A 26,591-nucleotide genomic window follows, 5' to 3' on the forward strand; every position below is an offset into this window, starting at 1 on the left:
ACCGGCGGAACAGGAGGAACACCGACATGAGCGGCGTCGTGGAGCACGTGGACGTGGACGTCCCGATCCGGACCGCGTACGACCAGTGGACCCAGTTCGAGGAGTTTCCGCACTTCATGGAGGGCGTGCAGGAGGTCCGGCAGCTCTCCGACCGGATGACGCACTGGACCGTGGAGATCGCGGGCGTGAAGCGCGAGTTCGACGCGGAGATCACCGAGCAGCTCCCGGACGAGCGGGTGGCCTGGAAGTCCACCGGCGGCACCCAGCAGTCCGGCGTGGTGACGTTCCACCGGCTCGACGAGGGGCACACCCGGGTCACGCTGCAGATGGAGTTCGAGCCGCACGGCGTGGTCGAGCAGGCCGGCGACAAGCTGGGCGTGGTCGACCGCCGGGCCAAGGGCGACCTGGAGCGGTTCAAGCAGTTCATCGAGCGGCGCGGTCAGGAGACCGGCGCCTGGCGCGGTTCCGTGGACCGACCGACCCCTTGAGTTCGCGCACCCCCGTACCGACGCACGACGGCCGCCGGATCACCGGCGGCCGTTTGCGATCATCCGGCCCGGGTACCGCAGGGGAATGACCGACAACGACAGCCACGTGTGGCGCGACGAGGACCGCACTCCCCTGCACGAGCTGGACCAGGCGATCGCCCGCTCGACCCTGGACGGCCAGGCCGACGACGCCACCGGCAACGACGCCGGCGAGGAGGCCGCGTTCGGCCACGGCCCGGAGGCGGTGGACCGGGGCGCCGGACCGGAGGCCGAGCGCCGGGAGATGACCGACGCGGACCGGGCGTACCGGCCGTCGACCACCGGCCGCACCGGTCCGGACACCATCTGAGACATCCGGTTCCGGGTGCCGAAGCATGCCCGGAACCGGAAAGCGCCGCATCGGCCGAAACGACAAAAATTACGGTACGGCCGGTCGAGAAAGCGGACAGCCCATCCAGAATCGGCCGAACGGCTGACGGCACTTCCCCGGTCGCACGTAAGACTTTCGGGATGGATCAGGGTTCCTCTTTCCTCTCCACTCGTCAGCGCCGCCTCGCCTGGCTGGGCTTCGTGCTCGCCGCCGTCCAGGCTCCCGTGGCAGCGAAGTTCAGCGACGACAGCTCCTGGTTGTTCAGCGTGGTGGTGGCGCTGATGGTCGCGACCGTGATCATCGCCGACGACGGCGCCCGGCGGCGCCCGGCCCAGGCCCGCTCCTCCGACTGATCACCGCTCGGCGGGGCGCGCCTCGTGCCCCGGGCGGCCCCGACTGCGGCGTCGCTCCTTCATCTCCGCCTCGTAGAGGTGCCGGCGGCCCCCGGCCAACTCGTCGCGGGCCCGCCGGTCCACCTCCCGGAAGAGCGCGTAGTAGCCGTCGTCGAACTCCTCGACGAGCTGGAAGGTCCACCGCCCGGCGATGACGTTGCGACCCCGCAGGTCGCGGTCGATCCGCTCGGCGGTCTCCGGGTGGCCGGCGGTCCGGAACAGCTCCATCGCCTCGTCCAGCGTCAGGTCGGCGTGGCCGATGAGCTGGTGCAGCTCGTAGAGGTGGCCGCGGGCCCGCTCCACGCACTCCAGGGCCTCGCCGAGCTTGCCCAGCGCCTCGACCGTGGCGTCACTCACCCCGTCCGGCCGCCGGTGCGCCCGGTCCGGTCCGTCGACCTGCTGTGCCATGGTGTGCCTCCGCGGGCTCGCCTGCGTCGTCTGCGCGGATTCCTTCTGCCCCGCCACGGGCGGCTCAATCCCGGCCACCGACGCCGCCGGCACAGCCGGACGATCCGGGCATCGTCCGGTCGGCCGAGGCCACCCCGGCCGGCCCGGGGCTAGCCTCGGTCACCATGCGCGTACCCAACCGGATCGCGACCCGCTCCGCGGCGTTGGCCGCGCGGTCGACCCTCACCACGCTCACCGCCGCCGTCGGCACGGCCGGCCTCGCCGCCGCGGCGACGAACCCGGGGCTGCTCGCCGCCGTCGACCAGCACGCCGCCGGCGTACGCGACAGCCTGCACGGCGACCGTCGCCCGCTGACCGTGGCGGCCCTCGCCGGATACGCGGAGGGGCTGCGCGACGCCGCCTCCGAGCACGGCTGGGCTCCCCCCGTCGGCGCGGTCGACTGGTCGGCGCCGGACTGGCTGCTCACCCGGCTGCTCGCGGTCTGCCTGCTGGCCCGCGCGCTCGACCCACGCCACCTGGCCTGAGACGCGGCGCGGGGTGCCCGCGATCGCCCCGCGGACACCCCGTCACCGTCGTTCACCGTCAGCCGTTGGGCCGGCGGAACTGCTGCGTCTCGTCGCCGGCCTGGCCCGAGCGGTAGGTGCCCGCCCCGGACATCGACGACTGCGGCGTCGCGGGCGCGGGCTGTCCGCCCCGGTCGGCCATCCGCCGGTCGTAGTCGCTGCGACCGACCTGCTGGGCCTGCCGCTGCTGCCGGAACGCCCGGGACTCCTCCGCGGCCCGTTCCAGCCAGCCGTCCCAGCGGTTCTGCATCGGCTTGATCAGGCCACCGCCGACACCGACGATCAGGATTCCCGCCACCGTGGCGAGGAACGCGATCAGCACCGGCGTGGTCACCGTGGTGGCGATGCCCACCTGGTTCAGCGCGGCGATGACACCGAGCGCCAGGATGAAGACCGCCGTCACGTCGGCCAGCACCCGGCCGTACGAGAGCCCGCCCAGCGCACCGGAGACCAGGTCCCGCACGGCGTTGGCGATGGCGGCCGCGATCACCACGATGACGATCGCCACGAAGGCCCGTGGCAGCCAGGACACCACCCCGCGGATCAGGTCGCTGATCGCGTTGGGCCCCCACACCCCGAAGGCGAACTGCAGGGTGAACAACAGGACCGCGTAGTAGGCCAGTCTGGCCAGGATGTCGCTGGCGTCGTACTTGGTGCGTTCGAGGGCGCGTTTGATCCCGCCGCGTTCCACGGCGCGGTCGAACCCGACCCGTTCCAGTGCCGCGTCCACGATTTTGAGCACGGCTCGGGCGATGAGCCAACCCACCACGAGGATCGCGATGAACGCGATCGCCCTCGGTACGAAGAGCAGCACCGACCTCCAGAAGTCGGTCCAGGCCGCACTGATGTCGACCTGCCCGACCGCGAGGGTTTTCGGCATGATGTCCCTCCTGTCGCGTGAACTGCGCCGCCCGCATACCCGGTGCTCTCGGCAGCACGCGGACCGGACCGGGGCAATTTCCCGACATGACCCGTCGAACCGGCCCTGACCTGCCCTGATGTCCCGGCCACCGGGGCTCGGCACCGCTGGCGGACGCATGATCGGAACCCGCCGGCCACGCTCCGGTTAGGCTGCGGTCATGCCAGGCACCGTCGGTCGGATTCCCACGCCGTCCGCCCCCACTCCGGGAGCGACCGCCCACCCGTGGGCCGGTACGCCGCTGGGCGCCCCGCAGAGTTGGGATCCCGCGGTCCGCGCCGTGGCGGACGTGGTGCTGTCCTCTCCCGTACCGATGGCCCTGCTCCTCGGCGACGACCTGGTGCTGCTCTACAACGACGGCTACGCCGAGCTGATCGGCGACCGGCACCCGGACGCGCTGGGCCGCCCGGCGGCGGAGGTGTTCGCCGAGGTGTGGCGGGAGGCTGGCGCGGGCGAGGCGCTGGAGCGGGTGTACCGGCGGGGCGAGCCCTTCCTGGAGCGGGAGGCGGTGCTGCCGGCCGACCGGCAGGCCGAGCCGGCGGTGTTCACCCGCGGCCACTCCCCGGTCCGCGACTCCGCCGGCCGCATCGTCGGCGTGCTCACCGTCTCCGCGCAGACCACCCAGCTCACCCGGCAGTTGCAGAGCCTGAGCGACTTCGCCGCGGCGCTCTCCGGCACCCTCACCTTCGACGACGTGGCCCGGGTGACGCTGCGCTACTGCCTGCACTCGTTCGACGCCGACCGGGTCTCCTTCGCGGTGGACGAGGGGTCCACCTGGCGGTTGGTGCGCCGGATCCGCGGCGAGCTGCTCGACGAGGCCGACGAGCGCCTGCCCCCGCTGTGGCGCCGGATGCCCGCCGACTCGCCGCTGCCCGCCGCGGTGGCCGCGCGCAGCGGCGTGCCCTCGTTCACCGCGGACGGACAGCCGCTGCGCGACGTCGCGGCCGACCGGCACGACGAGAAGATCCGGGCCCTGGCCGCGCTGCCGCTGCGCTCGACCGTGGTCCGGGGCGCGTTGACGGTCGGCTACCAGGCGCCCCGGCCCTGGTCCCCGGCGGAGCGGGCGTTGCTCGCCGCGTCAGCCGAGCTGATCGGCCAGGCCGCCGAGCGGGCCCGCCGGTTCGAGACCCAGCACGGCACCGCCCAGTTGCTGCAACGCAGCATGCTGCCGGAGCAGTTGCCTGACCTGCCGCGGCTGCGCATCGCCGCCCGCTACGACCCGGGCGTCGACGGCAACGCCGCCGGCGGCGACTTCTACGACGCGTTCCTGCTGCCCACCGGCGCGCTCGGGGTGGTGCTCGGCGACGTGGCCGGCCACGACGTGCAGGCCGCCGCGCGGATGGGCCAGGTCCGCGCCGCGCTGCGCGCGCTCGCGCTGTCCGACCCCCGGCCGGACGCGGTGCTCGCCGGCCTGGACCGGCTGGTGGCCAGCCTCGGCACCGAGGGCGGCACGCACGAGCTGTTCGTCACCGTGGCGTTCGGCGTGGTCGACGTCGACCGGGAACGGCTCACGCTGGCCAGCGCCGGCCATCCCGCGCCGCTGGTCCGGCGCGCCCGGGGCGGCGACGGCCCGGCCGCGGAGTTCGTCGACGTGCCGCCCGGCCCGCCGCTCGGCCTCGGCGGCCGGCAGCGCACGGTCACCGTGCCGTTCCGCCCCGGCGACACGCTGCTGCTCTACAGCGACGGGGTGGTGGAGCGACGCTGGCAGGACCTGGCCGCCGGGCTGGCCGGGCTGGGCGCGGCGGTGAGCGCCGCGAGCGGCGGCGATCCCCGGGCGCTGTGCGCGGTGGCGACCGCCGCCGTGCCGGGCGCCACCGAGGACGACGTGGCCGTGCTGGCGGTGGAGTACGCGGTGCGGCCCAGCCGGTCGGCCGGGATGGAGGTGCCGGCCGAACCGACCGCGCCGAGCCGGGTCCGGCACTGGATGACCGCCCAGCTCACCGAGTGGCAGGTGCCCGAGGCGGTGGTCGGCGCGGCGGTGCTCTGCACCAGCGAGCTGACCACCAACGCGCTGCTGCACGCCGGCACCGCCGCCCGGGTGGAGGTGGACCTGAGCGCCGAGCGGCTGCTCGTCTCGGTCGCCGACTCCGGCACCCGGGGTCAGGTCACCCGGGCGCAGACCGACACGCTGAGCAGCCGGGGGCGCGGGCTCGGCCTGATCGAGGAGCTGAGCGACGCCTGGGGCACCGATCCGACGGTACGCGGCTCGACGGTCTGGTTCGAGATCCTCATTCCGGCCGGGTGAGCCGCGAGTCGGCGGCGTCCCGCCGGGGTAGGAGGCGACCATGGCCGACGACATGCGACACGGTGTCCTCTTCGACGTGGACGGCACCCTGGTCGACTCCACCTACCTGCACACGGTGAGCTGGTGGGAGGCGCTGCGCCAGGCCGACCACCGGGTGCCGATGGCGCGGATCCACCGGGCCATCGGCATGGGCTCGGACAAGCTCCTCGACCACCTGCTGGGCGCCGAGCGGGACACCGACGCCGACGGGCGCCTGCGCGACGCGCACGACGCGCTCTACGCGGAGTACTGGGAGCGGCTGGCGCCGCTGCCCCGGGCGCGGGAGCTGCTGTACGCCTGCGCGGACCGGGGCCTGCGGGTGGTGCTGGCGACCTCGGCGGCCGAGCACGAGGTCGCCGCGCTGCGGGCCGTGCTCGACGCGGACGACGTGATCGACACCGTCACCTCGTCCGCCGACGCGAAGGAGAGCAAGCCCGCGCCGGACATCCTGGCCGCCGCGCTGGACCAGTCGGGGCTCGCCGCCGGGCGGGTGGTCTTCGTCGGCGACTCGGTGTGGGACGTGGCCGCCGCCGGCAAGCTGGACATCCCCTGCATCGGCCTGACCTGTGGCGGCACCGGCCGGGCGGAGCTGGCCGGCGCGGGCGCGGTGGCGGTGTACGAGGACCCGGCCGAGCTGCTGGACGCGCTGCCCGCGAGCGCGATCGGTTCGCTCGGCTGAGCCGCCGGTCGATCGCGTTGCGTCGAAAGGCTTAGCCGGTACCGGTTCGGGGCACTGCGAGCACCACTGCCCGGCCGCCGGGCGGCGGAAGGGTGGGGTCGTGGAACCGGTCGATGTCGCGTTCGCTCTGCTGGGCGTCGGTGCGCTGCTGGCGGGGATCCTGCCCCGGGTGCTGGAGAAGCGGCCGTTGTCCATGCCGATCGCGTTCCTCGGTCTCGGCATGCTGGTCTTCGCGCTGCCGACCGGCCTGCCGACGCCGGATCCGCTGCGCTCCCCGGAGCTGACCACCCACCTCACCGAGCTGGGGGTGATCGTCGCCCTGATGGGCGCCGGCCTGAAGATCGACCGGCCGTTGAGCTGGACCCGCTGGTCCTCCACCTGGCGGCTGCTGGCCATCGCCATGCCGCTGTGCATCGCCGCGGTGGCGCTGCTCGGCTGGTGGTGGGCCGGTCTGGTGCCGGCGGCGGCGCTGCTGCTCGGCGCCGCGCTCGCCCCGACCGACCCGGTGCTCGCCTCGGACGTCCAGGTGGGCGAACCGACCGACGCCGAGGACTCGGAGGACGAGGTCCGCTTCGCGCTCACCTCGGAGGCCGGCCTGAACGACGGGCTGGCCTTCCCGTTCGTCTACGCCGCCATCGCGATCGCCAGCACCAGTCTCGCCCCGGCCGACTGGCTGGCCGAGTGGCTGGCCGTGGACGTGGTGTACAAGCTCGCCGTCGGCGTCGGCGGCGGGCTGCTCGTCGGTTGGCTGCTGGGCAAGCTGTTCTTCCGGGCCCCGAGCGCGCTGCGGCTGGCCAAGCACTCCGAGGGCTTCCTGGCGCTGGCCGCGACGTTCCTCGCGTACGGGCTGGTCGAGGTGGCCGGCGGGTACGGCTTCCTGGCCGTCTTCGTGGCCGCCCGGGCGATCCGGGCCGCCGAGCGGACCCACGAGTTCCACTCCGTCCTGCACGACTTCGCCGAGCAGGTGGAGCGCCTGCTCACGGTGCTGTTGCTGCTGCTGTTCGGTGGCGCGGTGATCGGCGGGCTGCTCGCGCCGCTGACCTGGCCGGCGGCGCTGGTCGGCCTGGCCCTGGTGCTGGTGATCCGCCCCTTGCTCGGCTGGCTGTCGCTGCGCGGCGCGCCGGGCCGGGCGGCCGAGCACTGGGTGATCTCGGTGTTCGGCATCCGCGGCGTCGGCTCGTTCTACTACCTGGCGTACGCCACCAGCAAGACCGACTTCCCGCAGGCGGAGCTGCTGTGGGCCACCGTCGGCCTGGTGGTGGTGGTCTCGGTGGTGGCGCACGGGATCGCCGCGACCCCGATCATGCAGGTGCTGGACCGGGCCGGCGAACGCACCCGGGACAGCTCCGAGGTGGGCCGGGCCGAGCAGCCCGTGCCGGCGGGCTGACCGGGCTGACCGGGCTCAGCCGAGGCGGTCGGCCAGGGCGCGGCCCAGGTCCCGGCCGGAGCGCCAGGCGCTCTGCACCCGGGGACGGCCGAACGCGTCGCCGGCCAGGCCGATCCCGTCGCCGTCCAGGTGGTACGTGCCGGCCTCGCCGACCGCCGCCGGCCGGGCGTACGTCCAGCGGTGCACGTGGGTCGACGCGGGCGGCTCGCCCAGGCCGAGCAGGTCCCGGACGGCCTGCTCGATCTCCGGCCGGGCGGCGGTGGGTTGCAGCAGGTGCCCGGCGGCGAACTCCGGGGTGGTGTGCGCGACCAGCACCGGTGCGCCGTCGCCCCGGCGGTCGCCGTCGTCGCAGACCAGGCTCAGCACCGGGTGGTCGTTGACGAACGCGCCCCTGAAGTCGGGCCAGCGGCGCGACGGGAAGTGCAGCACCGCGGCCAGCGTGGAGGCCCAGCGTTGCGCCGCGACCGCGCGGGTGGCCTCGGCCAGCGCCGGGTCCAGCAGCAGGGCGGCCTGCGGGCCGGGCATGGCGAGCACCACCGCCTCGGCGGCCCGCCCGTCCACGGTCGGCCCCGGCTCGACGGTCATGACCAGCCGGTCGTGCGTCACCGCCAGGCCGGTGGCCAGGTGCTCGACGAGCGAGCGCAGCCCGCGCGGGGCGGCCCAGCGCACCGGCCCGGCCACCTCCTCCCGGCCCCGCGGCCCGTACGCGACGAGCGTGTCGGTCCACTCCCTCGCCAACCCGGCGGCCCGCCAGCCGTCCACCACGGCGGCGAAGTCCGGGTCGTCCACGGTGAAGTAGGCGGCGCCCAGGTCGGCGGGGCGGCCGTCGAAGCGCTTGCTGGCCATCCGCCCGCCGGTCACCCGGGCGCGCTCGCGCACCTCGACCGGGATGCCGGCCCGGACCAGCTCGGTCGCGCACGCCACCCCGGCGATGCCCGCGCCGACCACCACCACACCCGCCCGGTCCGCTGTCATCGGTCGATCGTAGGCGCGGGCCGGTATGAACTCGCGGGCGCGGGGGTAATGGCACACCTGTACGAGGAGAGGTGATCAGCATGGCCGACCGCGCCAACGACAACCGCACCGTGAACCCGGACGCCGCCGTCAAGGACCCGGACGACTGGGTGACCGGCGACGAGCCGCCGACCGCGGCCCAGGAGTCCTACCTGCACACGCTGGCCCAGGAGGCGGGCGAGCCGGTGCCGGACGGGTTGACCAAGGCCGAGGCGTCCCGGCGGATCGACGAACTCCAGGCGGAGACCGGCCGGGGGCGCTGAGCCACCTCGGTCAGCGCGGGGGCAGGCGGTGCAGCTCGACCCGGTCGAGCCGCCCCGCCGCCACCCGCGCGGTCAGGTAGGTCGCGTGCGGCTGGGCGCGCCGGTCGGTGGGCGAGCCGGGGTTCAACAGCCGCGGGCCGCCGGGCGCCACGCTGTCCCACGGGATGTGCGAGTGCCCGAAGACCAGCAGGTCGCAGTCGCCGTACGCGGCGGCGCAGCGTTCCTCGCGGCGGGTCTTCGGACCGGTCTCGTGCACCACCGCGACCCGCAGCCCGGCCAGTTCGACCCGGGCCACCTCGGGCAGCCGGGCGCGCAGGGCCGGCCCGTCGTTGTTGCCGTACACCCCGACCAGCCGGCGCGACCGCGCCTGGAGCGCGTCGAGCAGCGCCACGTCCACCCAGTCACCGGCGTGCAGCACCACGTCGGCGGCCTCCACCGCCGCCCACAGCGGGGCCGGCAGGTCCCGCGCCCGCTTGGGCACGTGCGTGTCCGCCATGATGACCAGTTCCACCGCGCCATCCTCCCGCACCCGGCGCGGCGGTGCCGCTCAGGCGCCCTGGCCCTGGTTCTGCATCAGGCCGCCGTCCATGAAGTACGTCGACCCGGTGACGTAGTCGGCGTCGTCGCTGGCCAGGAAGACGGCCAGCTTGGCGATCTCGGCCGGTTCCGCGGCCCGCTTCCACGGGATGCTCTGCACCTGCTCGTGCAGGTAGTCCGGGTTGTCGATCGCCTCCTGGTTGAACGGCGTGAGCACCATGCCGGGCCCGATGTTGTTCACGTTCATCCGCATCGGGGCGACCTCCAGGGCCAGGCTCTTGGCCAGCTCCAGCATGCCGCCCTTGCTGGAGTCGTAGTCGGCGCCGCCGGCCCGGGCCACCTCCTGGTGGATCGACGTGATGTTGACGATCTTGCCGCCGCCGCCCACGTCGCGGCGGTGCCGGACGAACCGCCGGCAGCAGAAGAACATGCCGTACAGGTTGGTCCGGACGCACCGGTCCCAGGTCTCGGTGTCCAGGTCCGCCACCGGGATGCCGGAGGCGTCCACGCCGGCGTCGTTCATCAGCACGTCGAGCCGGTCGAACTCGGCGAGGGCCTCGTCGAACATCGCCTCCACCTGGTGCTCGACGCTGATGTCGCCCTGCACCACCACGGCCCGCGAGCCGGCCGACTCGATCTCGGCTCGGGTGTGGTTCGCCCCGGCGTGGTCGTGCAGGTAGTGCACCACCACGTCGGCGCCCTCCCGGCCGAACTCGATCGCGGTGGCCTGGCCGATGCCCGAGTCCGAGCCGGTGATCAGGGCGGTCTTGCCCGCCAGTCGTCCGGTCATCCGGTCACTCCCTCCGTGCGGGCCGCCCCCACGGGCACGGCCGGTCGGTCGTGGTCGAACCGCGCCGCCGCGTCGGTGATCCGGCCGGCGGCGTTGATCAGGCCGATGTGCGAGAACGCCTGCGGGAAGTTGCCGAGCTGCTCGCCGGTGACCTGGTCGATCTGCTCGGCGTAGAGGCCCAGGTCGTTGGTGCGGCTGGCGAGCTGCTCGAACAGTCGCCGGGCCCGGTCCAGCTCGCCCGCCTCGGCCAGGCAGCCGGCCAGCCAGAACGAGCAGATCACGAAGCCGGCCGGGTCGCCGTCCCAGCGGCGCAGCAGTCCGTCGTGGGACAGCCGCCGTTCGACCACGTCCATGGTGGCGCGCATCCGCGGGTCGTCGGCGGGCAGGAAGCCGACCAGCGGCATGGCCAGCACCGAGGCGTCCAGGTCGTCGGAGTCGAACGCCCCGGTGTACGCGCCGACGCGCTCGTTCCAGCCCCGGCTGAGCACCGCCGCGCGGATCTCGTCCCGGGCGGCCGCCCAGCGGGCCACGTCGGCCGGCTCGCCGATCCGCGGCCCGAAGCGCACCGCCCGGTCCAGCGCGGTCCAGCACTGCACCTTCGACGACACGTAGTGCCGCTCGGCGTCGCGCGCCTCCCACATCCCGGAGTCCGGCTTGCGCCAGTCGCGCATCGCCTGGTCGGCGAGCGTGCTCAGCAGGTGACGCACGTCGGGCGACATCGGGTCGAGGTAGTGCCGCATCAGCCAGGCGGCGTCGAGCACCTCGCCCAGCACGTCGTTCTGCCGCTGCCGCCAGGCGTCGTTGCCGACCAGCACCGGCCGGCTGCCGGCGTACCCGGCGAGGTGGTCGAGGTCGTGCTCGGTCAGGTCCCGCTCCCCCTCGACGCCGTACATGATCGGCGCGGGGGCGTCGCCGAGCCGGCCCATCGCCCGGGCCACCCAGGTGAACTGCCGGTCCGCCTCGTCCGGGCAGGCGGCCCGCCAGAGCGCCTGCAGGGTCAGGCTGAAGTCGCGCAGCCAGACGAACCGGTAGTCGTAGTTGCGGTCCCCGCCGAGCCGCTCCGGCAGCGCGGTGGTGGCCGCCGCGACGACCGCGCCGCTCGGCCCGTACGTCATCCCCTGCACCACCAGCGCGCTGCGCCGTACCAGGTCCCGGTACTCGCCCCGGTACTCGTGCAGGTCCACCCAGGAACGCCAACCGGCGACCGCCCCGGCCACCGCCTCGGCGGCGTCGGGCAGCACCGGCGTGTCACCGGCGTACGTCGGGGCGTACCCGAGGGTGAAGTGGTGGGCGTCGCCGGCGCGGGCGGTGAACCGCCCCGTGGCGGCGCCGTCGGCGAACGTCAGCGGCACGTCGCTGCGCAGCTCCAGCCGGCACGCGCCGGCGGTGGCGGCGACCACGCCGTCGTGCCCGGTGAGGTAGGCGCCGACCCGCCCGTACTCGAACCGGGGCGCGTAGTCGACCCGCATCGGCACCTCGCCGTCGAGGCCCTCGACCACCCGGACGAGCGCCCGGGGCGAGCGCAGGCCGATGTCGTGGCCGCGCGCGCCGGGCTCCAGCGCGAGCGCGTCGGTGACGGCCACCGTCCCGGTCGCGGTGCTGAAGACGGTACGCAGCACCAGCGTGTCGTCCAGGTAGGACCGGGTGCTGGTGAACTCGCCGTCGGGGTGGATCGCCCAGTGCCCGGCGTCGTCGTCGAGCAGCCGCCCGAAGACCGACGGCCCGTCGAACCGGGCGGGGCACCACCAGTTCACCGCGCCGGCGGTGTCCACCAGGGCGGCGCTGCGCCCGTCGGCGAGGAAGCCGTGCTCACTGATCCGTCCGCTGCGCACGGTGGTGGCTACCCGGAGGCGGCGCCGCCATGCCTGGCCGGATCGCCGCCGGTCGCCGCGTTACCCCTCGCCGACGACGGGAACGCGGCGGGTTGACGAAGGAGGATGCTCATGACCAGACCCTCGACTCCGACCGCGGCCTGGCGTCCCGGAATGCCGGGCAGCGACAACCTCCCGTCCGGCCCGGGCGGTCGCCCGATGCCGCCGAGCGGGGACGGGCACGGGCCGCAGGCCGGCCCGCCGACCGTCACGATCGGCTCGTATCCGGACTATCCGTCCGCCCAGCGCGTGGTGGACTATCTGGCCGACAACCGGTTCCCGGTGGAACGGACCTCGATCGTCGGCACCAACCTGACGTTGGTGGAGACGGTGATGGGCCGGTTGACGACCGGCCGGGCGGCCCTGCTGGGCGCCGGCACCGGCGCGTGGTTCGGCCTGTTCATCGGGTTGCTCTTCGGGATCTTCACCGCGGGCAACTGGCTGGCGGTGATCCTGGTCGGCCTGGTGATCGGCGCGATCTGGGGCGCCGTGTTCGGCGCGGTCGCGCACGCCATGAGCGGCGGGCAGCGCGACTTCACCTCGGCCAGTTCGCTGCGGGCCAGCCAGTACGCGGTCACCGTGGACGCGGAGCTGGCGGAACAGGCCCGGCAGATGCTCGGCCGGATGCACCTGACGCCGACCGGCGCCACCGCCCGCTGAGGCGGCCCGCGCCGACACGAGGGAGGGTCCCCGCCGGGGGCCCTCCCGCACGCGTCGGTCGTGCGCCCGGATCAGTCGTGCCAGGCCTGCTCGCCGGCGCGCAGCGGCACGTCGACGCGGTTCTCCGGCGGGGCGAGCGGGCAGGCCCACCGGTCGTCGTAGGCGCAACTGGGGTTGTAGAGGTAGTTGGCGTCCAGCCGGACCCGGTCGCCGGGCAGCACCGTCAGGCCCCGCCCGAACGTGCCCTTGACCGTGTCGGTGAGGTAGCGCCCTCCGCCGTACGACCCGTCGCCGCAGCTCGCGTCGCGCACCGGCACGAACAGCCCGCCGCCGTACGCGTCGATCCACCAGAGGGTGAGCGGCCCCCAGGGCGTCTCGGCGACCGCCACCCGGCGGTAGTCGACCACCCCGTCCGGGCCACCGGTGTCGATGCTCAGCTCACCCGTGGCGGGCCGCAGCGGCGCCTCGACCACGGCCGCCGGGTCGGGCGGGTACCAGCGCAGCCCGGTGAAGTCGGCCCGCTCGTCGGCCGGCACCGGGCTGCTCGGGTGGCTGCCGAACAGCGCGTCCCGCGCCTGGCGGAACCCACCCAGGTCGAGGTCGGACAGGTAGAGCGCGGCCACCCGCTCCCGCCAGTCCAGCACGTCGAGATCCTCCATCCCCCGACCCTAACCGGCCGGTCGGTTCAAATTTCGATCGACCCGTCGCCCGGGCTCGTCGGCGTGAGCCGGGCCACGCTCACAGAGGTTGTTTAAATTTTAAATAGTGCTACTGTTGCGGCATGACGGAGAGCCTGGACGCGGAGCGGACGGCTTGCTGGCGCGCCTACATCGAGTCGAGCCAGCGGCTGTTCACCCAACTGGAGGACGACCTGCGCGCCGACAGCGAGCTGAGCTTCGCCGACTACCACGTGCTGGTGCTGCTCTCCGAGGCGCCCGGGCAGCGGCTGCGGATGGGTGAGCTGGCCGACCGGCTGGTGTTCTCGCCGAGCCGGCTGACCTACCAGATCACCACGATGCAGAAGCGCGGCCTGGTGGCCAAGGAGTCCTGCCCGGCCGACCGGCGCGGCAGCGAGGCCGTGCTCACCGCGGCCGGCCTGCTGACCCTGCGCGAGGCCGCGCCGCACCACAGGCGCTCCGTGCGCACCCACCTGATCGACGATCTCGACGACGCCGAGGTCGCCTGCCTCACCCGGGTCTTCGAGCGGCTCGGCCGGCGCCTACGCGCCGACCGCGTCGCGTCGTCCACCCCGACCGACAAGTAAGGAGACCGCGATGCCCGCGATCACCGTCGACGACGTCCTCGTCCTGCCCCGCCTGCCGAAGCTCGACGAGACCACCAGCTACCGCCCGGTCCGCCGGGTCACCACCGCGCCGAGCGGCTACGAGGGCGAGGGCTTCCCGGTCCGGCGGGCCTTCGCCGGGGTCTCGATGACCGATCTCGACCCGTTCATCCACCTCGACCAGATGGGCGAGGTGGACTACGCGCCGGGCGAGCCGAAGGGCACCTCGTGGCACCCGCACCGGGGCTTCGAGACGGTGACCTACATGATCGACGGCATCATGGACCACCAGGACTCCACCGGAGGCGGCGGCACCATCACCGACGGCGACACGCAGTGGATGACGGCCGGCAGCGGCCTGCTCCACATCGAGGCGCCGCCGGAGCACCTGGTGACGAGCGGCGGCCTGTTCCACGGCCTGCAGCTCTGGGTCAACCTGCCCCGGGTGGCCAAGATGAGCGCCCCGCGCTACCAGGACATCCGCGGTCGGGAGTCGGCACTGCTGACCACGCCGGACGGCGGCGGCCTGATCCGGGTGATCGCCGGCGAGGTCGCCGGGCACCGGGGGCCGGGCTCGACCCACACCCCGATCACCATCGCGCACGTGACGCTCCAGCCCGGGGCGGAGCTGAGCCTGCCCTGGCGGCCGGACTTCAACGCGCTGGTCTACGTGCTGGCCGGTCGCGGCACGGTGGGCACCGACCGGCAGCCGATCCACCTGGGTCAGCTCGCCGTGCACGGGCCCGGTGACGCGCTGCGGATCACCGCCGACCGGTCGCAGGACGGCCACACCCCGACGCTGGAGCTCTACCTCATGGGCGGCCTGCCCATCCGGGAGCCGGTGGCGCACTACGGCCCGTTCGTGATGAACACCCGGGCCGAGCTGATCCAGGCGGTCGAGGACTTCCAGGCCGGCCGGCTCGGGGTGATCCCGAGCGGACGGCTGCCGCACAGCGACGGCCAGGGCGACCGCCCCTGACCTGCTGAGCACGTTCGGGCGCTCCGGTCCACCGGGGCGCCCGGGCGGTGCCTCAGGAGACGGCGAAGATCCCGGCCACCCCGAGGATCACCATCAACAGGACCGCCACCAGCGCACCCCGCTCCCCCTCCACCGCCCGGTCGCGGTCGTCGGTCACGGCGTTCGTCGTCTCGGCGGGCATGTCGGTGCCTCCTTGAGTTTCGCGATCCAGGGGTCCGGGGTACCCCAGGCGCGTACCACCGCCGCCGACCTGCTGCGTCGTGGTGCGGGGCCCTGCCGGGGGTCCTACCGTGTTGAGGACGTCGTCGACCTCGGGAGGCTGGAACGTGACCCTGCGGGACTGGTTCCTCACCGCACAGGAACGCGCCAACCCAGGGTCTGAGTTACCCGTCTGGACCGATGGAAACCTCGTCGAGCCGCTCATTCACGGTGCCGCGTACTTTGACCGGCTGGTCAGCGAGGTGGAGGCGCTGCGCGAGGGCGACCACCTGTTCTTCACCGACTGGCGGGGCGACCCGGACGAACGGATGCGCCCGGACGGCCCGACCGTGGCCCAGTTGTTCGCCCAGGCCGCCCAGCGCGGGGTGATCGTCAAGGGCCTGCTCTGGCGTTCCCACCTCGACACGCTGTCCTACAGCGAGGCGGAGAACCGCGACCTCAGCGAGACCGTGAACGCGGCCGGCGGCGAGGTGCTGCTCGACCAGCGCGTCCGCCGCGGCGGCTCGCACCACCAGAAGCTGGTGGTGCTGCGCCACCCCGACGACCCGAGCCGCGACGTCGCGTTCGCCGGCGGCATCGACCTGTGCCACAGCCGCCGCGACGACGCGACCCACGCCGGCGACCCGCAGCCGGTGGGCATGTCCCCCCGGTACGGCCCGACCCCGCCCTGGCACGACCTGCAACTCGCGCTGCGCGGGCCGGTGGTCGGCGCGCTCGACACCACGTTCCGCGAGCGGTGGACCGACCCGATGCCGCTGGACTCGGAGAACCCGCTGGCCTACCTGCGGGACCGGCTGCGCGGTTCGGACCTCACCCCGGACCCGCTGCCCGAGCAGCCGGCCGACCCGCCGCCGCTCGGCCCGCACCACGTGCAGGTGCTGCGCACCTATCCGGCGGTCCGCCCGCGCTACTCCTTCGCCCCGGACGGCGAGCGCACCGTGGCCCGCGGCTACACCAAGGCGGTACGCCGGGCCCGGCGGCTGATCTACCTGGAGGACCAGTACCTCTGGTCCACCGAGGTGGCCGAGCTGTTCGCCCAGGCGCTGCGCGAGCACCCGGAGCTGCACCTGGTGGCCGTGGTGCCCCGGCATCCCGACGTGGACGGGCGGCTGGCGCTGCCGCCGAACATGGTGGGCCGCGAGCAGGCGCTCTCGCTCTGCCGCCGGGCCGCCCCCGAGCGGGTGCACGTGTTCGACGTGGAGAACCACGAGGGCACCCCGGTCTACGTGCACGCCAAGGCCTGCGTGGTGGACGACGTCTGGGCCAGCGTGGGCAGCGACAACTTCAACCGCCGCTCCTGGACCCACGACAGCGAGCTGTCCTGCGCCGTTCTCGACGACACCCGCGACGAGCGGGCGCCCACCGACCCGGCCGGGCTGGGCGACGGCGCCCGGACCTTCGCCCGGGACCTGCGGCTGCGCCTGTGGCGCGAGCACCTGGACCGCGACCCGGACGGCACGCAGGACGACGACCTGCTGGACCCGGCGGACGCGGTGGCGGCGATCGACGCGGCGGCGGAGGAACTCGACCGCTGGCACGCCGGCGGCCGGGTCGGTCCCCGCCCGCCGGGCCGGTTGCGGCCGCACCGGCCGGAGCGACTGCCCTGGCGTACGCGGGTCTGGGCGCTGCCGGCGTACCGGCTGGTCTACGACCCGGACGGCAGGCCGCTGCGGGCCCGGCGCGCCGGCACCTGGTGAACCGGCACCGGCTCGTCCAGCGGGTTCGGCCGGGCCGGGTACGCGAAGGAGACCCGCGGCGAGTAGAAGCCCCAGCAGACGTGCAGCGGGTTGGCCGGGCGCAGCGCGTAGACCGGGTGCTCGGGCGCCAGGAACTCCACCGACTCCACCTCGAACGGGGAGACCGGCTCGGCCACGTACGGATAGTCGGTGACGATCAGCTCGCCGTCGTGGCGGGTGAGGTAGCGGTGGTGGCCGCTGTGCGCGGCGGTGCCGGTGTGCCCGGCGCGGGCGGTGACCCGGATCAGCGGTCGGCCGTCGGCCCAGGTCTCGGCGGTGAGCCGGCCGCCCCGCAGCTCGATCTGGGTCACGCCCTCGGCGGCCGGGGCGCCGCGCGCGGCGGCGTAGTGCCTCACCCGGGTGCTGGACGCCAGGTAGTGCGTCCACCAGCCGCCCGGGGTCTCGCCGTCCGGCGGCGCCATGTCCGCCAGTGAGACACCGAGGTAGGTGAGCGAGTAGGCGCCGAAGCCGGAGGTCTGCGTCTCGTCGTCGACGACGTACTGGCAGCAGAAGACCTGTCGCTCGGGGTCCGGGCGGAGCCCGGCCGGGACGAGCGCCTCGGCCGCGCCGGGGTCCGCCGGGAGCCAACTGAACAGCAGCGTCCGGGCGTTGATGACGAGTTGCGGCGCGGCGGGATCCAGCACGGTGCCTCCGTAGACGTGTCCATACGGACGCTACGGGCGGTCCCGTTGGCGGGACAACGACAGAAAGGCGACAGTGTGCGCCGCCTGTCGGGTTCTCCCTTGACCGATCGGTGGACCATCTGCGCCGACTATGCCCCCATCCGGGCACTTCCTACCCCGACGCACCTTAAGTACATCGTACTTTCGGCTGGATTTTTGTCGACCGATCAGGTTACGGTTGCTCCCGAACGGACCAGTTAAACCTAAACCAAAGCGTCTCTTCTTTTTTCTCCGCGGACGAGGTGCAGGGAGGACCACCATGACCGCCCACACGATGAGCGCCCCGGCGACGACAAGGCCGGCCGGCTCCGCGAAGCTCGACCCCCGCTCGCTCACCGACAGCGCCGCCAACCTGCTCGACACGATGGCGGCGCTGCCCGCGAACCACCCCTCGCGGGCGGCCCTGCGCGACCGCGCCATCGAGGCGTGGCTGCCGCTGGCCAACCACCTCGCCCACCGCTACAGCGGCCGGGGCGAGCCCAACGACGACCTGGCGCAGACCGCCGCGATCGGCCTGATCAAGGCGATCGACAAGTTCGACCCGTCCCGCGGCGTCGACTTCGCCGGCTACGCCATCCCGACCATCATCGGCGAGCTCAAGCGGCACTTCCGCGACCGCACCTGGGACATCCGGGTGCCGCGCCGGCTCCAGGAGCTGCGGCTGGCGATCTCCGACGCCAACAGCACGCTGCTCCAGACCCTCGGCCGCTCGCCGACGGTCGCCGACATCGCCGCCCACCTCAAGGTCACCGAGGAAGAGGTGCTCGAGGGCCTGGAGGGCGCCCGCGCCTACAACGCGGTGTCGCTGTCCACCCCTACCGGTGACGGCGAGCGCGCCACCGAGCTGGGCGACCTGCTCGGCGGCGAGGACGGCGAGTTCGAGCTGGCCGAGATGCGGGTCGCCCTCGGCCCGGCGCTGGCCACCCTCGACCCGCGCGAGCAGAAGATCCTCACGCTGCGCTTCTACGGCAACCTGACCCAGTCGCAGATCGCCGAGCAGATCGGCGTCTCGCAGATGCACGTGTCCCGGCTGCTGGCCCGGGCGCTGACCAAGCTGCGCGGCCAGCTCGCCGGCACCTACTGAGCACACACACGCAACGGCCCGGTCGGCGACGCGCCGCCCGGGCCGCCGCGTGCAAGGAGGGGCCCCCGCTTAACGCATTCGGTAGAGGCGGGGGCCCCGCTTAACACCCCGCTTCCGGCGCGCCGCTCACCCAACCGGGAGTCGCGGGCGTTCGGCAGCGCCGCCGGTGGGCAGCGTTAAAAGGGGGCCCTTCCTCTACCGAATGCGTTAAGCGGGGCCCCCGCCTTCCTCCGGGGCGGGTGCGAGAGTGGGGGCGTGCTCGCCGACGTGTTCCTCGACCTGCCGGTCCGGCCGGTGCTGCCCACCCTGGTCGCCGCGCTCCGCAAGCGGGGCACCGGTGTCCTGGTGGCGCCGCCGGGCACCGGCAAGACCACCACCGCCCCGTTCGCCGTCGCCGACGCGGTCGACGGGCGGGTGGTGATCGCCCAGCCCCGACGGGTGGCCGCCCGCGCCGCCGCGCACCGGATGGCCGCCCTGCTCGGGGAGCGGGTCGGCGAACGGGTCGGCTACGCGGTACGCGGCGAGCGGCGCGCCGGGCCGCGCACCCGGATCGAGGTGGTCACCACCGGCCTGCTGGTCCGCCGGCTGCACCACGACCCGGAGCTGCCCGGCGTGGCCGCCGTGCTGCTGGACGAGTGCCACGAGCGGCAGCTCGACGCCGATCTGGCGCTGGCGTTCAGCGTGGAGGCCCGGGCCACGCTGCGCCCGGACCTGTGGCTGCTGGCGATGTCGGCGACCCCGCAGGCGGACCGGTTCGCCGCGCTGCTCGGCGGCGACGAGGCCGCGCCGGTCGTCCGGGCCGAGGCCGCCCTGCACCCGGTCGAGCGGATCTGGGCGCCGCCGCCGCGACCGGTCGTCCCGCCGGGCGCGGGCCGGGTGCACCCGGCGCTGCTGGACCACGTGGCCGCGACGGTCCGCCGGGCACTGCGCGAACGCGCCGGCGACGTGCTCGTCTTCCTGCCCGGCGCGGGCGAGATCGCGGCCGTGGCGGGGCGGCTGGCGGACCTGCGTGACACGGTCGACGTGCTGCCGCTGCACGGCCGGCTCTCCCCGGCCGCCCAGGACGCGGCGCTGGCCCCACCCCGCGCACCGGCCGCCGACGACGCCGGGACGGACGCCGCCAGCACCGCCACCGGAGCCGCCGGCGGGAACGGCGGGAGAGCAGCCGAACGGCGGCGGGTGGTGCTGGCCACGGCGGTCGCGGAGAGCAGCCTGACCGTGCCCGGGGTGCGGGTCGTGGTGGACGCCGGGCTGAGCCGGGTGCCGCGTACCGACCTGGCCCGAGGGCTGGGCGCCCTGGTCACCGTGCCGGTGTCGCGGGCGGCGGCCACCCAGCGGGCCGGGCGGGCCGGGCGGGAGGCGCCGGGCGCGGTCTACCGCTGCTGGTCGGAGGCGACGCACGCCCGGCTGGCCCCGCAGCCGGAGCCGGAGATCGCCACCGCCGACCTGACCGGGTTCGCGCTGGAGCTGGCCGCCTGGGGCGCGCCCGACGGCACCGGCCTGGCCCTGCCCGACCCGCCGCCGCCGGCCGCGTTGACCGTCGCCCGGGAGACGCTGGCCACGCTCGGCGCGGTCGACGTCGACGGTCGGATCACCGCGCGGGGACGGGCGATGGCGGCGGTGGGCGCCCATCCCCGGCTGGCCCGGGCGCTGCTCGACGGCGCGCCGCGGGTCGGGGCCGACCGGGCGGCCGAGGTGGTGGCGATGCTCGCCGAGGAGACGCTGGGCGGCGCCGGGGACGACCTTCCGGCCCGCTGGCGCCGGCTGCGGGCCGCCGTCGACCCGGCGGCCACCGCCCGCTGGCGGAACGAGGTACGCCGCATGCGCGCGGCCCTGCCGGCGACCAGCCGACCGGAGGACGCCCGGAGGGAGCGGCTGCCCGACGATCTGTCCGCGGGGTTGTTGGCCGGGTTGGCGTACCCGGAACGGCTGGCCCGGGTGCGGCGGGCCGGCGGGTCCGCGTACCTGATGGCGGGCGGGACCGAGGCGGAGCTGGCGGCCGGGTCGGGGCTGGCCGGGTCGACGTGGCTGGCGGTCGCGGTGGCCGACCGCTCCCCCGGCGCGCCGGCCGCGCGGGTGCGGCTGGCCGCGCCGGTCGACGAGCCCACCGCCCGCGAGGCCGGGTCGGCGCTGCTGCGTACCGTTCGGGAGGTCGCCTGGTCCGGCGGGGACGTGGTGGCGCGGGAGGTGGTTCGGCTCGGCGCCGTCACGCTGGTCGACCGGCCGTTGTCCGCGCCGGAGCCGGGGCTGGTCGCCGCCGCGGTGCGGGACGGGCTGCGGCAGGAGGGCACCGGGCTGCTGCGGTGGACGCCGGAGGCGATCGGGCTGCGCCGCCGGCTGGCCTTCTGCCGGCAGGCGCTCGGCGACGACTGGCCGGACGTGTCCGACGCCGCGCTGCTGGACTCCGCGCCGGTCTGGCTGGGTCCGGAGCTGGCGCGGGCCCGGCGGCGGGCCGACCTGGGCCGGGTGGACGTGGCCTCGGCGTTGCGCCGGCTGCTCGACTGGCGGCAGGCGGCGCGGCTGGACGAGCTGGCGCCGGAACGGCTGCCGGTGCCGAGCGGGTCGCGGGTGCGGGTGGACTACGCCGACCCGGCGGCCCCGGTGCTCGCGGTGAAGCTTCAGGAGACGTTCGGCTGGCGGGACGCGCCGAGGATCGCCGACGGCCGGGTGCCGGTGCTGCTGCACCTGCTCTCGCCGGCCGGTCGGCCGGTGGCGGTCACCGCCGACCTGGCCTCGTTCTGGCGCGGTGGCTATCCGCAGGTGCGGGCCGAGTTGCGCGGACGCTACCCGCGTCACCCGTGGCCGGAGGACCCGACCACGGCCGAGCCGACCCGCCGGGCCAGCCCGCGCCGGCGCTGAGCCGCCCGGCTCACTCCTCGACGACGTCGGCGATGACCACGGTGATGTTGTCCGGCCCGCCGGCCCGCAGCGCGAGGTCGATGAGCCGGGCCGCGCAGGCGTCGCGCTCCAGGCGCTCGCCGAGCACCTCGGTGAGGGTGTCGGCGCGGACCACGTTGGAGAGGCCGTCGCTGCACAGCAGCCAGCGGTCGCCGGGGCGGGGCACCATGGTCGCGTACGCCGGGGAGACCTGGTCGCCCTGCAACGCCTGGGTGACCACCGCGCGGCGGGGGTGGCTGCTGGCCTGGTCGGGGGTGATCAGGCCCTGGTCGACGAGCATCTGCACGAACGTGTCGTCGCGGGTGACCTGCTTGAGCACGCCGTCGCGGAACAGGTAGGCCCGGGAGTCGCCGACGTGGGCCAGCGCCAGGCAGCTCCCGGTGCGGGCGAACAGCAGCGCGGTCAGCGTGGTGCCCATGCCCTGGCGTTCCGGGTCCTCCTCGACCGCCCGGCGGATGCCCACGGTGGCCTGCTCGATGGCGCCCTGCAGCGCGGCGACCAGCGCGTCCTCCGGCGTCTCCACGTCCAGCGGGGCGATCGCGTCGATCGCGATGCGGCTGGCCAGGTCGCCGGCCGCCATGCCGCCCATGCCGTCGGCGACCGCGACCAGCCAGGGGCCCGCGTGCTGGGCGTCCTGGTTGCCGCTGCGGATCAGCCCACGGTCGCTCGCTCCGACGGAACGAAGCTTCAGGGTCATGGGACGCAGCCTGCCAGGTCGGGGACTCGGTTGTCTCTAGGAGATCACCACCATCGTACGTGGCGCGGTGAATCTCACTGCGCACGGGCGCACGATCGCCATCGGACCGGATCGATTGACAGGGGCGGAACGCGGTGGAAACATCGGCCTGATATTGGGAGCGCTCCCAGCTCCCGTGCTCTCTCCCACCACCCCCGAGCACGGAAGGAACCTCCGTGACCCGATCCCGTCGTCGGCTGGTCGCGCTCACCGCGGCCGCCGCGCTGGCCCTCACCGGCGCCACCGCCGGTCCGGCCCTTGCCGAAGTACCCCCGGACGCCCCCGAACAACTACGCAACGGCGACTTCAGCGCCGGCGTCTCCCCCTGGTTCTCCTACGGCACCGGCGAGCTGGCGGTCACCGACGGCCGGCTCTGCACCACGGTCGCCGCCGGCACGGCGAACCCGTGGGACGCCGGCATCGGCCAGGACGCGGTGCCGCTGATCTCCGGCGCCGAGTACGAGCTGTCCTTCGACGTCTCCGCCACCCCCGGCGCGGCCCTCAAGGCCGTGCTCCAGCTCGGCAGCGCCCCCTACACGACGTACGCGAGCGTCGACGCCACCGCGACCGGCACCGCCAAGCACGTCAGCACCACGTTCACCGCGCCGGCCGACAACGCGGGCGCCCAGCTCATCTTCCAGGTCGGCGGCAGCGCCCAGGCGCAGACGTTCTGCCTCGACAACGTGTCGCTGCGCGGCGGCGAGGCCGCCCCGCCGTACGAGCCGGACACCGGGCCCCGGGTCCGGGTCAACCAGGTCGGCTACCTGCCCGGCGGCCCCAAGCACGCCACCGTGGTCACCGACGCCACCGGGGCGCTGCGCTGGCAGCTCACGTCGGCCGCCGGCGCGGTGGTGGCCAGCGGCGAGACCACGCCGCGCGGGGTGGACGACGCCTCCGCGCAGAACGTGCAGACCGTCGACTTCTCCGCCTACCGCACGCCGGGCACCGGCTACACGCTGACCGTCGACGGCGAGACCAGCCACCCGTTCGACATCTCCGGCACGCTCTACGACCGGCTGCGCGCCGACTCGCTGCAGTTCTTCTACGCCCAGCGCAGCGGCATCGCGATCGACGGCGACCTGATCGGCGAGGAGTACGCCCGCCCGGCCGGCCACCTCGACGTCGCCCCCAACAAGGGTGACACCGACGTGCCCTGCCAGCCCGGCGTCTGCGACTACAAGCTGGACGTGCGCGGCGGCTGGTACGACGCCGGCGACCACGGCAAGTACGTGGTCAACGGCGGCATCGCCACCTATCAGTTGCTGAACACGTTCGAGCGGACCAAGACCGCGGAGACCGCCGACGGCGGCGCGGCCCTCGGCGACGCCACGCTGCGGGTGCCCGAGCGCGGCAACGCCGTACCGGACGTCCTCGACGAGGCCCGCTGGGAGCTGGACTTCCTGATGCGGATGCAGGTGCCGGCCGGCAAGCCGCTGGCCGGGATGGTCCACCACAAGATCCACGACCAGAACTGGACCGGCCTGCCGCTCGCCCCGCAGGACGACCCGCAGCTTCGTGAGCTGCACCCGCCGTCCACCGCCGCCACGCTCAACCTGGCCGCCGTCGCCGCCCAGTGCGCGCGGCTGTTCGCCCCGTACGACGCCGCCTACGCGGCCCGCTGCGGCACCGCCGCGAAGACCGCGTACGCGGCGGCGAAGGCGCACCCGGCGATCTACGCCTCGGCCAGCGACGGCACCGGCGGCGGCGCGTACGACGACTCGAACGTCACCGACGAGTTCTACTGGGCGGCGGTCGAGCTGTGGCTGACCACCGGCGACAAGGCCTACCTGGCCGACGTCACCGGCTCGCCGCTGCACACCGCCGACGTGTTCACCGCCAACGGGGCGTTCGGCTGGCAGAGCGTGGCCGCGCTGGGCCGCCTCGACCTGGCCACCGTGCCGAACACGCTGCCGGCGGCGGAGAAGACCCGGATCCGCGCCTCGGTCACCGCCGCCGCGGACCGCTACCTGGCCACGGTCGCCGACCAGGCGTACGGGCTGGCGATGCCGGGCACCGCCGACGCGTACGTCTGGGGCAGCAACAGCAACCTGGTGAACAACGCGATCGTGCTGGCCACCGCGTTCGACCTGAGCCGGGACGCGAAGTACCGCGACGGGGCGGTGCAGAGCGCCGACTACCTGTTCGGCCGCAACGCGCTGAACATGTCGTACGTGACCGGCTGGGGTGAGCAGAACGCGCACAACCAGCACAGCCGGATCTTCGGCAACCAGTTGGACCCGGCGCTGCCGAACCCGCCGGCCGGCTCGCTCGCCGGTGGCCCGAACGCCGCCCTCCAGGACCCGTACGCGGCGAACCTGCTGGCCGGCTGCGCGCCGATGTTCTGCTACGTCGACAACATCAACTCGTACGCGACCAACGAGGTGGCGATCAACTGGAACTCGGCGCTGGCCTGGCTCGCCTCGTTCCTGGCCGACCAGGGTGACGCGGCGGCCGTGCCGGCGCCCACCTGCGCGGTCACGTACACCACCCACGGGAGCTGGGCGACCGGCTTCACCACCCAGGTGACGGTGCGCAACACCGGCACGAAGGCGGTGAACGGGTGGAGCCTGCGGTGGGCCTTCACCACCGACCAGAAGGTCACGCACGCGTGGTCGGCGCAGGTCAGCCAGACCGGCGCCACGGTGACCGCGAAGAACCTGCCGTGGAACGCCAAGCTGGCACCGGGCGCGTCCACCACGTTCGGCCTGAACGGCACGGGCTCCACCGCCCCCAACCCCGACCCCACCCTGATCACCCTGAACGGAAAGGCCTGCACGGTCTCCTGACGCCAACCGTTTCGTCGATCATGGAGTTGTGGCGCCCAGGATGTCGCTTCGGCGGCTTCCGTCCGGTGCCACAACTCCATGATCAGCGCGGCGAGGCGAATCGCAATGGCGGAGGTCGGCGAGACCGCCGAGCCCGCCCACAAATGACCGGACCCCGGGTACGGTCCGCAGATGGCGTATCTGCTGCTGGCGCTCGCGATCACGGCCGAGGTGATCGGCACCAGCCTGCTCAAGGCGAGCGACGGGTTCACCCGGCTCTGGCCGACGGTCGGCCTGGTGGCGTGTTACCTGACCGCGTTCGGGTTGCTCGCCCTCGTGGTCCGCGACGTCCCGGTCGGCGTGGCGTACGCGATCTGGTCCGGGCTGGGCACCGCCGCGATCATGGTGGTCGGTGCGGCGTTCCTGGGTGAGCCGCTGAGCGTGACGAAGGTGGTCGGCGCGGGCCTGGTCATCGCCGGCGTGGTGGTGCTCAACCTCGGCGGCGCCCACTGACTCCGGCCTGATCAACTCGAGCTCGGCGACGTGGTGGCATCACGGCGACTCGAATGCCGCCACGTCGCCGAACTGGTGTCGGTCACCGTAAACCGGTGGACGCGGACGGGCGCGTACGCGAGGGTGAGCGCGTGACCGGGGAGGCGGAAGGTCGAGTATGGGCGGGGATGCCGGCCGGCACCCGCGCGGCTCTCGCCGCACTCACCCCGGCCGACCTGCGGACGCTTCTGCTCACCGTGGCTCGTGACCGCGCCACGACCGTCCGGCCGGCTCAGGTGCTGCGACGCTGGCGGGAGGACCGGTTCGTCAGGCCGGCGACCACCGACCCGCGCGCGTTGTCCCGGGTGGAGGGACGGATCTGGGCGTTGCTGCCCGACGACGTGCAGGGGGTCGAGTTGTCGCCGGTGGCGCCGCTCGGCACCTGCGTCGCCGTCGCGCCGGTGAGCCAGCACCGGATCGTCTCCACCGTGCGCGCCACCGAGGTGGTCAGCGATCCGACGAACGCCCTGGCGGTCGAGGCCGCCGCGCGCCGGCGGCACGCCGACGAGGTGCATCTCGCCGCGGTGCACCGGGTGCTTCGCGCGCAGGACTTCGGCCCCGGCCGGTCCGCGCACTTCAGGCTCTGTGCGCTGGTCTCCACCGCGCGGGACACCGGTTCGGGGCGCACCGAGGCCCGGCTGCTCACCCGGCACCTGCGTTTTTGGCGTACGGTCCTGGCCGACCTGACCCCGGCCGCCGCGCCCCGGCTGCACGTCACGGCGCTCGACCCGGTGGTCGCCGAACGCCTCGCCGACACGGTCCGCCCGGCGCTCGGCCCCGGTCCGGTCCCGTTGCACGACGAGCCCCGGCGGCAACACGGGCACGGCTACTACCGGGGAGCCGCGCTGCGGCTCACCCTGGCCGACGGCGAGGACGAGGTCGGCGACGGCGGCTTCACCGACTGGACCTCCCGTCTGCTGGGCGACGCCAAGGAACGCTGTCTCGTCTCGTGCCTCGCCACCGAACGCCTGCCGCCGCCCGGCTGACCGGATCGCCGCGACCGCCGGCGGCCTCACCGCTACACGCCCAACC

27 protein-coding genes are annotated in these 26,591 nt (G+C 74.3%); 17 read left to right on the plus strand and 10 right to left on the minus strand.

Going from position 1 to position 26,591, the window contains the following annotated elements; all coding sequences use genetic code 11:
• Positions 1 to 26 precede the first annotated feature (26 nt).
• From H1D33_RS13850 to H1D33_RS13860, 3 genes are all read left to right on the plus strand, one after another.
• Positions 27 to 488 carry an SRPBCC family protein gene (locus tag H1D33_RS13850; protein WP_181567683.1) on the plus strand — a complete coding sequence of 154 codons (462 nt, stop codon included), beginning with the start codon at positions 27 to 29 and terminating at the stop codon, positions 486 to 488.
• Positions 489 to 573: 85 nt separating this feature from the next.
• A complete protein-coding gene (locus tag H1D33_RS13855) occupies positions 574 to 837 on the plus strand; it encodes a hypothetical protein (RefSeq protein ID WP_181567682.1) in 264 nt (87 codons plus the stop codon).
• A 161-nt stretch (positions 838 to 998) separates the two neighbouring features.
• On the plus strand, positions 999 to 1,211 hold the full coding sequence (locus tag H1D33_RS13860; protein WP_181567681.1) for a hypothetical protein: 213 nt from the start codon (positions 999 to 1,001) through the stop codon (positions 1,209 to 1,211).
• Here the strand turns inward: H1D33_RS13860 and H1D33_RS13865 are convergent, their stop codons facing one another.
• The gene (locus H1D33_RS13865) at positions 1,212 to 1,658 is read right to left on the minus strand and encodes a hypothetical protein (protein WP_181567680.1); all 447 of its coding nucleotides are present in this window, start codon (positions 1,656 to 1,658) and stop codon (positions 1,212 to 1,214) included.
• Between the two features lie 164 nt (positions 1,659 to 1,822).
• On the opposite strand from H1D33_RS13865, the gene H1D33_RS13870 reads away from it, so the two are divergent.
• Positions 1,823 to 2,182 carry a DUF6401 family natural product biosynthesis protein gene (locus H1D33_RS13870; protein ID WP_181567679.1) on the plus strand — a complete coding sequence of 120 codons (360 nt, stop codon included), beginning with the start codon at positions 1,823 to 1,825 and terminating at the stop codon, positions 2,180 to 2,182.
• Positions 2,183 to 2,240: 58 nt separating this feature from the next.
• Here the strand turns inward: H1D33_RS13870 and H1D33_RS13875 are convergent, their stop codons facing one another.
• Positions 2,241 to 3,101 carry a mechanosensitive ion channel family protein gene (locus H1D33_RS13875; RefSeq protein ID WP_181567678.1) on the minus strand — a complete coding sequence of 287 codons (861 nt, stop codon included), beginning with the start codon at positions 3,099 to 3,101 and terminating at the stop codon, positions 2,241 to 2,243.
• A gap of 199 nt (positions 3,102 to 3,300) precedes the next feature.
• On the opposite strand from H1D33_RS13875, the gene H1D33_RS13880 reads away from it, so the two are divergent.
• The 3 genes from H1D33_RS13880 (at position 3,301) to H1D33_RS13890 (ending at position 7,490) form a co-directional block, all read left to right on the plus strand.
• Positions 3,301 to 5,385 carry a SpoIIE family protein phosphatase gene (locus tag H1D33_RS13880; RefSeq protein WP_181567677.1) on the plus strand — a complete coding sequence of 695 codons (2,085 nt, stop codon included), beginning with the start codon at positions 3,301 to 3,303 and terminating at the stop codon, positions 5,383 to 5,385.
• 40 nt (positions 5,386 to 5,425) lie between these two features.
• The gene (locus H1D33_RS13885; RefSeq protein WP_181567676.1) at positions 5,426 to 6,103 is read left to right on the plus strand and encodes an HAD family hydrolase; all 678 of its coding nucleotides are present in this window, start codon (positions 5,426 to 5,428) and stop codon (positions 6,101 to 6,103) included.
• Between the two features lie 100 nt (positions 6,104 to 6,203).
• The gene (locus H1D33_RS13890; protein WP_181567675.1) at positions 6,204 to 7,490 is read left to right on the plus strand and encodes a cation:proton antiporter; all 1,287 of its coding nucleotides are present in this window, start codon (positions 6,204 to 6,206) and stop codon (positions 7,488 to 7,490) included.
• Between the two features lie 15 nt (positions 7,491 to 7,505).
• On the opposite strand, the gene H1D33_RS13895 is transcribed toward H1D33_RS13890, so the two are convergent.
• A complete protein-coding gene (locus tag H1D33_RS13895) occupies positions 7,506 to 8,465 on the minus strand; it encodes an NAD(P)/FAD-dependent oxidoreductase (RefSeq protein WP_181567674.1) in 960 nt (319 codons plus the stop codon).
• An 80-nt stretch (positions 8,466 to 8,545) separates the two neighbouring features.
• On the opposite strand from H1D33_RS13895, the gene H1D33_RS13900 reads away from it, so the two are divergent.
• Positions 8,546 to 8,767, plus strand: a complete 222-nt coding sequence (locus H1D33_RS13900; RefSeq protein WP_181567673.1) for a DUF3072 domain-containing protein — start codon at positions 8,546 to 8,548, stop codon at positions 8,765 to 8,767.
• Between the two features lie 10 nt (positions 8,768 to 8,777).
• On the opposite strand, the gene H1D33_RS13905 is transcribed toward H1D33_RS13900, so the two are convergent.
• The 3 genes from H1D33_RS13905 to H1D33_RS13915 are packed head-to-tail and all read right to left on the minus strand — an operon-like array spanning position 8,778 to position 11,926.
• A complete protein-coding gene (locus H1D33_RS13905) occupies positions 8,778 to 9,278 on the minus strand; it encodes a metallophosphoesterase family protein (protein WP_181567672.1) in 501 nt (166 codons plus the stop codon).
• A gap of 36 nt (positions 9,279 to 9,314) precedes the next feature.
• On the minus strand, positions 9,315 to 10,094 hold the full coding sequence (locus H1D33_RS13910; protein ID WP_181567671.1) for an SDR family oxidoreductase: 780 nt from the start codon (positions 10,092 to 10,094) through the stop codon (positions 9,315 to 9,317).
• Positions 10,091 to 11,926, minus strand: coding sequence for a glycoside hydrolase family 15 protein (locus H1D33_RS13915; RefSeq protein WP_181567670.1), 1,836 nt, complete (start codon positions 11,924 to 11,926; stop codon positions 10,091 to 10,093). Before H1D33_RS13915 ends, H1D33_RS13910 begins: the two co-directional genes overlap by 4 nt.
• 111 nt (positions 11,927 to 12,037) lie before the next feature.
• Here H1D33_RS13915 and H1D33_RS13920 point away from each other — a divergent pair, with 111 nt between their 5' ends.
• On the plus strand, positions 12,038 to 12,625 hold the full coding sequence (locus tag H1D33_RS13920) for a general stress protein (RefSeq protein WP_181567669.1): 588 nt from the start codon (positions 12,038 to 12,040) through the stop codon (positions 12,623 to 12,625).
• A gap of 71 nt (positions 12,626 to 12,696) precedes the next feature.
• Here H1D33_RS13920 and H1D33_RS13925 read toward each other — a convergent pair whose 3' ends face one another.
• Positions 12,697 to 13,284: a DUF1684 domain-containing protein gene (locus tag H1D33_RS13925; protein WP_181567668.1), complete on the minus strand. Its 588-nt coding sequence runs from the start codon at positions 13,282 to 13,284 to the stop codon at positions 12,697 to 12,699.
• Between the two features lie 122 nt (positions 13,285 to 13,406).
• On the opposite strand from H1D33_RS13925, the gene H1D33_RS13930 reads away from it, so the two are divergent.
• Positions 13,407 to 13,889 carry a MarR family winged helix-turn-helix transcriptional regulator gene (locus H1D33_RS13930; protein WP_181567667.1) on the plus strand — a complete coding sequence of 161 codons (483 nt, stop codon included), beginning with the start codon at positions 13,407 to 13,409 and terminating at the stop codon, positions 13,887 to 13,889.
• A 10-nt stretch (positions 13,890 to 13,899) separates the two neighbouring features.
• On the plus strand, positions 13,900 to 14,886 hold the full coding sequence (locus tag H1D33_RS13935; RefSeq protein ID WP_181567666.1) for a pirin family protein: 987 nt from the start codon (positions 13,900 to 13,902) through the stop codon (positions 14,884 to 14,886).
• A gap of 52 nt (positions 14,887 to 14,938) precedes the next feature.
• On the opposite strand, the gene H1D33_RS13940 is transcribed toward H1D33_RS13935, so the two are convergent.
• Positions 14,939 to 15,067 carry a hypothetical protein gene (locus H1D33_RS13940; protein WP_281370352.1) on the minus strand — a complete coding sequence of 43 codons (129 nt, stop codon included), beginning with the start codon at positions 15,065 to 15,067 and terminating at the stop codon, positions 14,939 to 14,941.
• Between the two features lie 145 nt (positions 15,068 to 15,212).
• Between H1D33_RS13940 and H1D33_RS13945 the strand changes: the two genes are divergently transcribed.
• Positions 15,213 to 16,802 carry a phospholipase D family protein gene (locus H1D33_RS13945; protein WP_181567665.1) on the plus strand — a complete coding sequence of 530 codons (1,590 nt, stop codon included), beginning with the start codon at positions 15,213 to 15,215 and terminating at the stop codon, positions 16,800 to 16,802.
• Here H1D33_RS13945 and H1D33_RS13950 read toward each other — a convergent pair.
• Positions 16,751 to 17,485 carry a hypothetical protein gene (locus H1D33_RS13950; protein WP_181567664.1) on the minus strand — a complete coding sequence of 245 codons (735 nt, stop codon included), beginning with the start codon at positions 17,483 to 17,485 and terminating at the stop codon, positions 16,751 to 16,753. The two genes, H1D33_RS13945 and H1D33_RS13950, sit on opposite strands and share 52 nt — an antisense overlap.
• A gap of 298 nt (positions 17,486 to 17,783) precedes the next feature.
• On the opposite strand from H1D33_RS13950, the gene H1D33_RS13955 reads away from it, so the two are divergent.
• Together H1D33_RS13955 and H1D33_RS13960 are read left to right on the plus strand one after the other, a co-directional pair.
• The gene (locus H1D33_RS13955; RefSeq protein ID WP_181567663.1) at positions 17,784 to 18,608 is read left to right on the plus strand and encodes a SigB/SigF/SigG family RNA polymerase sigma factor; all 825 of its coding nucleotides are present in this window, start codon (positions 17,784 to 17,786) and stop codon (positions 18,606 to 18,608) included.
• Between the two features lie 255 nt (positions 18,609 to 18,863).
• A complete protein-coding gene (locus H1D33_RS13960) occupies positions 18,864 to 21,467 on the plus strand; it encodes an ATP-dependent RNA helicase (RefSeq protein ID WP_181567662.1) in 2,604 nt (867 codons plus the stop codon).
• A 10-nt stretch (positions 21,468 to 21,477) separates the two neighbouring features.
• On the opposite strand, the gene H1D33_RS13965 is transcribed toward H1D33_RS13960, so the two are convergent.
• Complete coding sequence (locus tag H1D33_RS13965) at positions 21,478 to 22,203, minus strand: PP2C family protein-serine/threonine phosphatase (protein WP_181567661.1); 726 nt, start codon at positions 22,201 to 22,203, stop codon at positions 21,478 to 21,480.
• Positions 22,204 to 22,418: 215 nt separating this feature from the next.
• On the opposite strand from H1D33_RS13965, the gene H1D33_RS13970 reads away from it, so the two are divergent.
• The 3 genes from H1D33_RS13970 to H1D33_RS13980 all read left to right on the plus strand — a co-directional run bounded on the left by H1D33_RS13970 (position 22,419) and on the right by H1D33_RS13980 (position 26,545).
• Positions 22,419 to 25,028, plus strand: coding sequence for a glycoside hydrolase family 9 protein (locus H1D33_RS13970; protein WP_181567660.1), 2,610 nt, complete (start codon positions 22,419 to 22,421; stop codon positions 25,026 to 25,028).
• Between the two features lie 171 nt (positions 25,029 to 25,199).
• Entirely contained in the window at positions 25,200 to 25,520 is a 321-nt protein-coding gene (locus H1D33_RS13975) for a DMT family transporter (RefSeq protein ID WP_181567659.1), read from the plus strand.
• Positions 25,521 to 25,687: 167 nt separating this feature from the next.
• Positions 25,688 to 26,545 (plus strand): hypothetical protein, encoded by an 858-nt coding sequence (locus tag H1D33_RS13980; protein WP_181567658.1) that lies wholly within the window; start codon positions 25,688 to 25,690, stop codon positions 26,543 to 26,545.
• The last annotated feature ends 46 nt before the right edge of the window (positions 26,546 to 26,591 follow it).

It is taken from the genome of Micromonospora ferruginea, assembly GCF_013694245.2.
Taxonomy (GTDB): domain Bacteria; phylum Actinomycetota; class Actinomycetes; order Mycobacteriales; family Micromonosporaceae; genus Micromonospora; species Micromonospora robiginosa.